The sequence below is a fragment of the Microbacterium sp. bgisy189 genome (assembly GCF_057707225.1).
In genome coordinates this window covers 24,975-33,765 of sequence record NZ_JBYIPT010000016.1, presented here as the reverse complement: position 1 = coordinate 33,765, position 8,791 = coordinate 24,975, and the positions used below count along the sequence as shown (strand labels likewise).

The following is an 8,791-nucleotide window of genomic DNA, read 5'->3' as shown; positions in this document are numbered from 1 at the left end:
CCCCCCCCCTCCCCCCCCTCCCCCCCCCCCCCCTCCCCCCCCCCCCCCCCCCCCCCCCCCCCCCCCCCCCCCCCCCCAACAGCTCAGTCCTCGCGCAGGTGCTCGTACAGCGCGGTCGAGAGGTAGCGCTCGCCGAACGACGGGATGACAACGACGATGTTCTTGCCTTCGGCCTCGGGGCGCGCAGCGACCTGGAGGGCGGCCCAGACGGCGGCACCCGAGGAGATGCCGACGAGGATGCCTTCCTTCGTGGCGACCTCGCGCGCGGTGGCGATCGCGTCGTCGAATGCGACGTCCTGCACCTCGTCGATGACGCCCTGGTCGAGGATCGGCGGGATGAAGTTCGGGCCGATGCCCTGGATCTTGTGCGGTCCGGGGGTGCCCTTGGTCAGCAGCGGCGAGTCGGCCGGCTCGACGGCGACGACCTTGGCCTCGGGGATGCGGTCCTTCAGCACCTGGCCGACACCGGTGATGGTGCCGCCGGTGCCGATGCCGGCGACGAAGTAGCCCACGTTGCCGTCGGTGTCGCGGATGATCTCCTCGGCGGTGGTGGTGCGGTGGATCTCGACGTTCGCCTGGTTCGCGAACTGCTGGGCGAGCACGGCGCCGGGGGTCTCGGCGGCGATCTCCTCGGCCTTGGCGACCGCGCCCTTCATGCCGAGGGCGGGGTCGGTGAGGACGAGTTCGGCACCGTAGGCCTTGAGCAGCAGGCGACGCTCGATCGACATCGACGAGGGCATGCTGAGGATGACGCGGTAGCCGCGCGCGGCGCCCACCATCGCCAGGGCGATGCCGGTGTTGCCGCTGGTGCCCTCGACGATCGTGCCGCCGGGCTGCAGGGCCCCCGATGCCTCGGCGGCGTCGACGATCGCGATGCCCAGGCGGTCCTTGACCGACGATGCGGGGTTGTAGAACTCGAGCTTGGCGAGCACGGTGCCGGGCAGGCCCTCGCTGACACGGTTCAGACGCACCAGCGGCGTGTTGCCGTAGGCGCTCGTGATGTCGGCGTGGATGCCGTGGGTGACCGGTGCGGGCATGTCATGGCCTTTCGGGTGGGGTCCTGTGGTGGTCAACAAGCCTAGGTGCGCGGTGCATTCCCGCATCGTTTGTGACGTTCTGTCACGACTATTCTGGTCTGCGGCCATGAACCCTCCTGACGACTCCCGAACCCCCGCCCGCCTGTCCGAGCTGCTGCGCCTGATCGCCGAACGACTGGCTGCTGCAGGCGTTCCGACGCCTGACGTCGACGCCGAACTGCTCGCTGCGCATGTGCTGGGCGTCGGTCGAGGCGCGCTGTCGGCTGCGGCGTTGCGCGGCGACACGGTCGACGCGGCGCACGAGCAGCGCCTCGAAGAGCTCGTCGCGCGACGCGAGGCGCGTGAGCCGCTCCAGCATCTGACGGGCACCGCACCGTTCCGTCATCTGGAGTTGGCGGTGGGTCCCGGCGTCTTCGTGCCCCGACCGGAGACCGAGATGGTCGCGCAGCTCGGTATCGACGCGCTTCGCGCGGCAGCGACGGCGACGCCGATCGCGGTCGACCTCGGTACCGGGTCCGGGGCGATCGCGCTCTCGCTTGCGACCGAGGTGCCGCATGCGCAGGTGCACGCGGCGGAGAACGCGGTCGACGCGTTCGTGTGGGCCGCGCAGAACTTCGAGCGCGTCGGTGCCGACAATGCCCGGCTCGCCTTCATCGACCTCGAGCACGCCTTCCCCGAGCTCGACGGCATCGTCTCCGTCGTGGTCTCCAACCCGCCGTACGTGCCAGACGATGCGATCCCGCGCGATCCCGAGGTGCGTCTGTGGGATCCGCCGTCGGCCTTGTACGGCGGTGCCGACGGTCTCGATGTCGTCCGCGTCCTCTCCGCCGTCGGGCGGAGGCTGCTGCATCCCGGCGGCACGCTCGTCATCGAGCACGGGGAATGGCAGGGCGCACCGATCCGCGAGTTGCTGACCGCCGAAGGGTGGCGCGCAGCCGCGACGCATCCCGATCTCACGATGCGCGATCGCGCGACCACCGCGATCCGCCCCTGACGCGGCGCAGGCCCTCAGCGCAGGCCGCGGTGGGCCCGCCGTAGACTGGAGTCGACATGTCCGACCTCTTCGACAGCCGCGATCCGGCGCAGTTGCTGCCCGGGATGCGTCAGGCGCGCCACGCGATCGGCCGCGGGCAGCTCATCGTCATGCCGACCGACACGGTGTACGGCGTCGCCGCCGATGCCTTCAGCGCTCCCGCGGTCGCAAAGCTCCTTGCAGCCAAGGGGCGCGGGCGTCAGTCGCCGCCGCCGGTGCTGGTGGCGGGGCTGACCACGATGCGGGCGCTGGTCGCTGAGGTCCCCGAGCCCGTCGAACGTCTCGTCGAGCGCTTCTGGCCGGGCGGACTGACGATCGTCCTGCCTGCGCAGCCATCGCTGTCATGGGATCTCGGTGACACCGGCGGCACCGTCGCGGTGCGCATGCCCGATCACCACATCGCGCTCGAACTCCTCGAGGAGTGCGGACCGCTCGCGGTCTCATCGGCGAACCTCACCGGCCGGCCCGCGGCCGTCGCGATCGACGACGCGATGGACATGCTCGGCGACAGCGTCGCTGTCTACGTCGACGGCGGACCGTCCGATCACGGCATCGCGTCCACGATCATCGATGCGACGGGGCTCGTGACGGGGGAGCGGGGTGTGCGGGTGCTGCGCGACGGCGCGGTGAGCCGTGACGAACTGCAGGACGTGCTCGGCGATCTGCTGGAGCCTGACGAGCAATCCGACGGTGAGCCCGAAGCGGCCGACGAGCCCGTCGACGCCGGCGGATCTGCGTGAAGCACTACGTCTTCGTCGTCATCTTGACGGCGGTCATCACCCTGGCGCTGTCGTGGGTGGTGTGGCGCATCGGCCTGCGCTACCGCATCTATCCGGCGATCCGTGCGCGCGACGTGCATGCGCGCCCGACGCCCCGTCTGGGCGGCGTCGCGATGTTCCTCGGTGTGGTCGCGGCGTTCGCGCTGTCGACCCAGGTGCCGTACTTCGCGACGTTCTGGGAGGAGCCCGTCCCGATCTGGGCGCTCCTCGGTGCGACGTTGATCATCGTGCTCGTCGGACTCGCCGACGACCTGTGGGACCTCGACTGGATGATCAAGCTCGGGGCCCAGTTCCTGGTCGCCGGAATCGTCGTCGGCCCCGGCGGATTCCAGATCTTCGCCCTGCCGCTCGGTGGGCTGATCGTCGTCTCCAGCTGGCAGAGCTTCCTCCTGTCGGTGCTCGCGATCGTCGTCGTGATGAACGCGATCAACTTCATCGACGGACTCGACGGACTCGTCGCCGGCGTGGCCCTGATCGCGAACCTCGTCTTCTTCGCGTACACGTACCTCCTCGTGCGCGATTTCGATGTGACGAGCACGAGCTATGCGAACCTCGCATCCTTCATCGCCGTCGTGCTCGTCGCGGTGTGCCTGGGCTTCCTTCCACTGAACTGGAACCCGGCCCGCATGTTCATGGGGGATGCCGGCGCGCTGATGATCGGGCTGCTGATGGCCTGTGCGGCGATCGCGATGACCGCAAACCTGCCGCAGAATCTCCTCGGCAACAACGATCTGTTCGGGCGCTCCCAGTTGCTCGGTGCGTTCATCCCGATCCTGCTGCCGGTCGTGGTCGTGCTGCTGCCGCTGCTCGATTTCGGCATGGCCGTGATCCGCCGGATGGCGCAGGGCAAGTCGCCGTTCAGTGCCGACCGAAAGCACCTGCATCACCGCATGCTCGACATGGGGCACAGCGACCGCGATGCGGTGCTCATCTTCTACGCCTGGACCGCCGTCGTGAGCCTGGCCGTGCTGCTCATGTACATCGGCACGACGCAGGACCTGCCGGGCGGCTACTGGCCCGGCATCGTCTTCCTCGTGCTCGGGGCCGCCGCCTGCCTGGCCGTCACCCTTCTGCCCGCCCGAACCGCTTCCCGCGCGCCCCTCGAGGTCGACGTGGCCCACGAGAGGATTCCCACATGACCCGCCCCACCGTCTCGAGCACCCCCGTGCTTCGCACCACGCTCGCGTGGTCGGCGATCGCGACGGTCGTCCTGATCGTGGCCGGCGGCGGGATCGGCTTCGCCGTGGGCGGTGCGGAGGGACTGTGGAGCGCGCTGGTCGCCGTGCTGTTGGGCGCGCTGTTCCTCTCACTCACCGGCATCAGCATCCTCGTCGCCAACCGCTGGTACGGCGACGCGCTCTACGTGCCGATCTTCTTCGGCCTCGTGATGGGGGCGTGGGTCGTGAAGTTCGCGGCGTTCATCATCGTGCTGCTCGTGCTGCGGGATCAGCCGTGGCTCAACGGCACGATCTTCTTCGTCGCGCTCGTCGCCAGCGTGCTCGTCTCGCTCGCGATCGACGTCGTCGTCATGCTCAAGATGCGCATTCCCCACGTCAGCGACGTCACCCTTCCGACGACTGCGGATGCCGAGGCCGCAGACGGCGGGCAGGCACCCCCTCCGACCGGCGGGGATGACCGCTGAGGTTTGATAGGCTGTCCTCAGAGCCCGCCGCCGCTCCTTGAGCGTGCGCGGAGTCACGCTCACCGACCATCGTCGCCTCGGTTCACGCCGATGCCCCGAAGCTGGAGCCAGCGCTGTTTACTCAAGCTGCGACCCTGATCGCCACCTCTGCCGAAGAAGGCCCGGTCTTCCACGGCCCGTCGATCGATGAGTTCTTCCCCGAAGCGGTCTTCCAGATCGGTGATCTGGTCATCAACCGCATCCATCTGATCCAGATCGTCGCGACGCTCGCGATCGTCTTGATCTTCTGGCTCGGCACGCGTCGCATGACGGTCGTGCCGGGTCGATTCCAGAGTCTCGTCGAGATGGGTCTCGACTTCGTTCGCAAGAACATCGCCGAAGACCTGCTCGGCAAGAAGGACGGCCAGCGGTTCCTGCCGATCCTCACCACGATCTTCTTCATGGTGCTGTTCATGAACCTCACGGGTGTCATCCCGTTCATGAACATCGCAGGCACGAGCATCATCGCCGTGCCGCTGCTGCTCGCGATCGTGAGCTACGTCACCTTCATCTACGCAGGCATCAAGAAGAGCCCGAAGAATTTCTTCAAGAACGCGCTCTTCCCGTCGGGTGTGCCGCCGGTGCTCTACCTCATCGTCACGCCGCTCGAGATCATCTCGACCTTCATCATCCGTCCGGTCACGCTGACCCTCCGACTGCTGATGAACATGATCGTCGGGCACCTCATGCTGGTGCTGTTCTTCGCCGCCACGCACTTCTTCATCGTCGAGATGGGCGGCTGGTGGTCGGCACTCGGTGCGGGCACGCTCGCCGCCGGATTCGCCTACACGCTGTTCGAACTCCTGGTGGCCTTCCTCCAGGCGTACGTCTTCGCTATCCTCACCGCGGTCTACATCCAGCTCGCGGTCGCAGAAGAGCACTGATCGGGACGGCAACTGCCGCCCACAACCGAAAGGAAAAACCCCGTGGACGCAACTACGGTTCTCGCCGCCCTCGAGGGCAACGTCGCGACGATGGGCTACGGCCTCGCCGCAATCGGCCCCGCCATCGGTGTGGGCATCGTCGTCGGCAAGACGATCGAGGGTGTCGCTCGTCAGCCTGAGCTGGCCGGCCGCCTGCAGGTCCTGATGTGGATCGGTATCGCCTTCACCGAGGCGCTCGCCTTCATCGGCATCGCGACCTACTTCATCTTCCAGTAAGCACCCGCCACCAGTTCCGAAGGAGACAGGATGCTCAACGCTCTTGTCGCGTACGCGGCGGAGGAGGGCGAGGCCCACAACCCGCTCATCCCCGCCTGGTACGACATCATCTGGTCGGCGGTCTGCTTCGTCGTCATCCTCTTCGTCTTCTGGCGCGTCGCGCTCCCGAAGATGAAGGCGCTGCTCGACGAACGAGCCGCTGCCATCGAGGGCAACATCGCCAAGGCCGACGAGGCTCAGCGCAAGGCCGAAGCGGCGCTCGAGGAGTACAGCGCGCAGCTGGCCTCGGCCCGCAAGGAGGCCGGCGAGATCCGCGATGCCGCTCGCGAGGACGGCAAGAAGATCGTCGCCGAGGCGAAGGAGACCGCGTCCGCAGAGGCCGCGCGTCTGACCGCGACGGCGCACACGCAGATCGAGGCCGAGCGTCAGACGGCGCTCGTGTCGCTGCGCAGCGAGGTGGGCACCCTCGCCCTCGACCTCGCGGGCGGCGTCATCGGCGAGACGCTGTCGGAAGACGCGAAGGCACAGGCCGTCGTGGACCGCTTCCTGGCGGACCTCGAGGCTTCCGAGAAGGCGAAGTAATGGGCAGCGCGACCACTCAGGCACTGGCGGCGACCACGACGGCGCTGCGCGCCGCGTCCGGCGTCGACCTTGACGTGGCCCGCGAGCTGTTCGCGGCGGCCCGGGCACTCGGCGACTCGTCGCCGCTGTCCGGGGCCATCGCTGACGCTGCAGCCGACCCCGCAGCCCGTCGCAAGGTCGTGGGAGCCGTCTTCGGCGCCTTCAAGCCCGCGACCGTGTCCGTGCTCGACGTCGCGGCCGGCCAGCGCTGGTCCTCGCCCGCCGACCTGGTCACCGGCATCGAAGAACTCGCGATCCGCGCAGCGGCCACGGCGTCGGCAGACGTCGACGTCGAGGGCGAGCTGTTCGGCGTCGCCCGCACCGTCGCGGCGAACCCCGAGCTCGAACTCGCACTCGGCAGCCGCCTCGGCGACGCGTCCGCGAAGGGTGCGCTCATCGAGAAGCTGCTGAACGGCCGTGCCAGCGACGCGACGACGCTCGTCGTGTCGTCGCTCGTGCAGCAGCCGCGCGACCGACGCGTCCGCGCGCTGCTGAGCTGGGCGATGCGACTGGTTGCAGACCAGCGCGGCCGTAGGGTCGCGACCGTCTACTCGGCCATCGCGCTCGGCGACCAGCAGCGCGGCCGCCTGCAGGCGCTGCTCGCGCAGCGAACCGGCGGCGACGTGACGCTGAACGTCGTCATCGACCCGACCGTCGTCGGCGGCATCCGTGTCGAACTCGGCGACGAGATCATCGACGCCACCATCTCCTCCCGCCTCAGCGACCTGCGTCAGCGGCTGGCGGGCTGACACTTCCCGCTCACCGAGCGGATACGCGGGCGCCACACCCGCACCCGATTTCCACAACAAAGGAAGACCATGGCAGAACTCTCCATCAGCCCCGACGTCATTCGGGACGCGCTGAAAGACTTCGTCGCGGCCTACGAGCCCACCGGGGCCGCCGCGACCGAGGTCGGCACCGTCATCGACGCCGCCGACGGTATCGCCCACGTCGAGGGTCTGCCCGGCGTCATGGCGAACGAGCTCGTGCGCTTCGAGAACGGCGTCGAGGGCCTCGCGCTGAACCTGGACGAGCACGAGATCGGTGTCGTCATCCTCGGCGACTTCGCCGGCATCGAGGCCGGCCAGAAGGTGTCGCGCACCGGCGAGGTCCTCTCGGTCCCCGTCGGTGACGGCTACCTCGGCCGCGTCGTCGACCCGCTCGGCAACCCGATCGACGGTCTCGGCGAGATCGCGTCGGAGGGTCGTCGTGCCCTCGAACTGCAAGCGCCCGGCGTCATGCAGCGCAAGAGCGTGCACGAGCCGATGCAGACCGGCATCAAGGCCATCGACGCGATGATCCCCGTCGGCCGCGGCCAGCGTCAGCTCATCATCGGCGACCGCCAGACCGGCAAGACCGCCATCGCGATCGACACGATCATCAACCAGAAGGCCAACTGGGACTCGGGCGACGTCACCAAGCAGGTCCGCTGCATCTACGTCGCCATCGGCCAGAAGGGCTCGACCATCGCTTCGGTGAAGGGCGCGCTCGAAGAGGCAGGCGCCCTCGAGTACACCACGATCGTCGCGGCTCCCGCATCCGACCCCGCCGGCTTCAAGTACCTGGCCCCCTACACCGGCTCTGCCATCGGTCAGCACTGGATGTACGGCGGCAAGCACGTGCTCGTCATCTTCGATGACCTGTCGAAGCAGGCCGAGGCCTACCGCGCCGTGTCGCTGCTGCTGCGCCGCCCGCCGGGCCGTGAGGCCTACCCGGGTGACGTCTTCTACCTGCACTCGCGTCTGCTCGAGCGTTGCGCGAAGCTCTCCGACGAGCTCGGTGCGGGATCGATGACCGGTCTCCCGATCATCGAGACCAAGGCCAACGACGTGTCGGCGTACATCCCGACCAACGTGATCTCGATCACCGACGGCCAGATCTTCCTGCAGTCCGACCTGTTCAACGCGAACCAGCGTCCCGCGGTCGACGTGGGCATCTCGGTCTCGCGAGTCGGCGGTGACGCCCAGGTCAAGTCGATCAAGAAGGTCTCGGGAACGCTCAAGCTCGAGCTCGCCCAGTACCGCTCGCTCGAGGCGTTCGCGATGTTCGCCTCCGACCTCGACGCAGCCTCGCGTCGTCAGCTCGACCGCGGTGCACGCCTGACCGAGCTGCTCAAGCAGCCGCAGTACGACCCGTACCCCGTCGAGGAGCAGGTCGTCTCGATCTGGGCCGGCACCAACGGCAAGCTCGACACGATCGAGGTCGAGGACGTACTCCGCTTCGAGCGCGAGCTGCTGGACTACCTCAAGCGCAACACGTCGATCCTCGACACGCTGCGTGAGACCAACGTCCTCTCCGACGAGACGGTCGCCGAGCTCGAGAAGGTCACCGACGCCTTCACCCTGGAGTTCCAGGGCGGCAAGGGCCAGGCCATCAACAAGCCGGGTCACGAAGAGCACCAGGCAGCGGATGTCGATGACGTGAACCAGGAGAAGATCGTCAAGGGCCGCCGCGGCTGAGGCCGCCGGTTCCGCAACTGA

Annotated in this window: 11 protein-coding genes; 9 read left to right on the top strand and 2 right to left on the bottom strand. The window is 68.3% G+C overall.

What is annotated here, in order from left to right; translation table 11 throughout:
• Nucleotides 1-83: 83 nt before the first annotated feature.
• Entirely contained in the window at nucleotides 84-1,037 is a 954-nt protein-coding gene (gene cysK / locus AC3ENX_RS14465; protein ID WP_434812441.1) for a cysteine synthase A, read from the bottom strand.
• Nucleotides 1,038-1,143: 106 nt separating this feature from the next.
• On the opposite strand from cysK, the gene prmC reads away from it, so the two are divergent.
• From prmC to AC3ENX_RS14445, 4 genes are read left to right on the top strand one after another with little or no spacing between them, the layout of a single operon-like run.
• Nucleotides 1,144-2,031 carry a peptide chain release factor N(5)-glutamine methyltransferase gene (prmC, locus tag AC3ENX_RS14460; protein WP_434812440.1) on the top strand — a complete coding sequence of 296 codons (888 nt, stop codon included), beginning with the start codon at nucleotides 1,144-1,146 and terminating at the stop codon, nucleotides 2,029-2,031.
• A gap of 56 nt (nucleotides 2,032-2,087) precedes the next feature.
• Nucleotides 2,088-2,810 (top strand): L-threonylcarbamoyladenylate synthase, encoded by a 723-nt coding sequence (locus AC3ENX_RS14455; RefSeq protein ID WP_434812439.1) that lies wholly within the window; start codon nucleotides 2,088-2,090, stop codon nucleotides 2,808-2,810.
• On the top strand, nucleotides 2,807-3,988 hold the full coding sequence (locus AC3ENX_RS14450; protein WP_434812438.1) for an MraY family glycosyltransferase: 1,182 nt from the start codon (nucleotides 2,807-2,809) through the stop codon (nucleotides 3,986-3,988). The genes AC3ENX_RS14455 and AC3ENX_RS14450 overlap by 4 nt, the downstream gene beginning before the upstream one ends.
• The gene (locus AC3ENX_RS14445) at nucleotides 3,985-4,491 is read left to right on the top strand and encodes a Cg1360 family ATP-synthase-associated protein (RefSeq protein ID WP_434812437.1); all 507 of its coding nucleotides are present in this window, start codon (nucleotides 3,985-3,987) and stop codon (nucleotides 4,489-4,491) included. Before AC3ENX_RS14450 ends, AC3ENX_RS14445 begins: the two co-directional genes overlap by 4 nt.
• A 59-nt stretch (nucleotides 4,492-4,550) precedes the next feature.
• On the opposite strand, the gene AC3ENX_RS14440 is transcribed toward AC3ENX_RS14445, so the two are convergent.
• On the bottom strand, nucleotides 4,551-4,736 hold the full coding sequence (locus AC3ENX_RS14440; protein WP_434812436.1) for a hypothetical protein: 186 nt from the start codon (nucleotides 4,734-4,736) through the stop codon (nucleotides 4,551-4,553).
• Between AC3ENX_RS14440 and atpB the strand changes: the two genes are divergently transcribed.
• The 5 genes from atpB (at nucleotide 4,674) to atpA (ending at nucleotide 8,770) form a co-directional block, all read left to right on the top strand.
• Nucleotides 4,674-5,414, top strand: a complete 741-nt coding sequence (gene atpB / locus AC3ENX_RS14435; RefSeq protein ID WP_434812444.1) for a F0F1 ATP synthase subunit A — start codon at nucleotides 4,674-4,676, stop codon at nucleotides 5,412-5,414. The two genes, AC3ENX_RS14440 and atpB, sit on opposite strands and share 63 nt — an antisense overlap.
• Before the next feature lie 42 nt (nucleotides 5,415-5,456).
• Nucleotides 5,457-5,690: an ATP synthase F0 subunit C gene (gene atpE / locus AC3ENX_RS14430; RefSeq protein WP_144807427.1), complete on the top strand. Its 234-nt coding sequence runs from the start codon at nucleotides 5,457-5,459 to the stop codon at nucleotides 5,688-5,690.
• Between the two features lie 30 nt (nucleotides 5,691-5,720).
• Nucleotides 5,721-6,272: a F0F1 ATP synthase subunit B gene (locus tag AC3ENX_RS14425; protein WP_434812435.1), complete on the top strand. Its 552-nt coding sequence runs from the start codon at nucleotides 5,721-5,723 to the stop codon at nucleotides 6,270-6,272.
• On the top strand, nucleotides 6,272-7,060 hold the full coding sequence (locus tag AC3ENX_RS14420) for a F0F1 ATP synthase subunit delta (protein WP_434812434.1): 789 nt from the start codon (nucleotides 6,272-6,274) through the stop codon (nucleotides 7,058-7,060). The genes AC3ENX_RS14425 and AC3ENX_RS14420 overlap by 1 nt, the downstream gene beginning before the upstream one ends.
• A gap of 69 nt (nucleotides 7,061-7,129) precedes the next feature.
• Nucleotides 7,130-8,770: a F0F1 ATP synthase subunit alpha gene (gene atpA, locus AC3ENX_RS14415; protein ID WP_434812433.1), complete on the top strand. Its 1,641-nt coding sequence runs from the start codon at nucleotides 7,130-7,132 to the stop codon at nucleotides 8,768-8,770.
• Nucleotides 8,771-8,791: the final 21 nt, after the last annotated feature.

Bases quoted from the DNA above. Each gene is read 5' to 3' on its own strand.
- AC3ENX_RS14425 (WP_434812435.1), top strand. From the start codon at position 5,721: ATGCTCAACGCTCTTGTCGCGTACGCGGCGGAGGAGGGCGAGGCCCAC.
- AC3ENX_RS14440 (WP_434812436.1), bottom strand. From the start codon at position 4,736: ATGGATGCGGTTGATGACCAGATCACCGATCTGGAAGACCGCTTCGGG.
- AC3ENX_RS14445 (WP_434812437.1), top strand. From the start codon at position 3,985: ATGACCCGCCCCACCGTCTCGAGCACCCCCGTGCTTCGCACCACGCTC.
- atpA (WP_434812433.1), top strand. From the start codon at position 7,130: ATGGCAGAACTCTCCATCAGCCCCGACGTCATTCGGGACGCGCTGAAA.
- prmC (WP_434812440.1), top strand. From the start codon at position 1,144: ATGAACCCTCCTGACGACTCCCGAACCCCCGCCCGCCTGTCCGAGCTG.
- cysK (WP_434812441.1), bottom strand. From the start codon at position 1,037: ATGCCCGCACCGGTCACCCACGGCATCCACGCCGACATCACGAGCGCC.
- AC3ENX_RS14420 (WP_434812434.1), top strand. From the start codon at position 6,272: ATGGGCAGCGCGACCACTCAGGCACTGGCGGCGACCACGACGGCGCTG.
- AC3ENX_RS14455 (WP_434812439.1), top strand. From the start codon at position 2,088: ATGTCCGACCTCTTCGACAGCCGCGATCCGGCGCAGTTGCTGCCCGGG.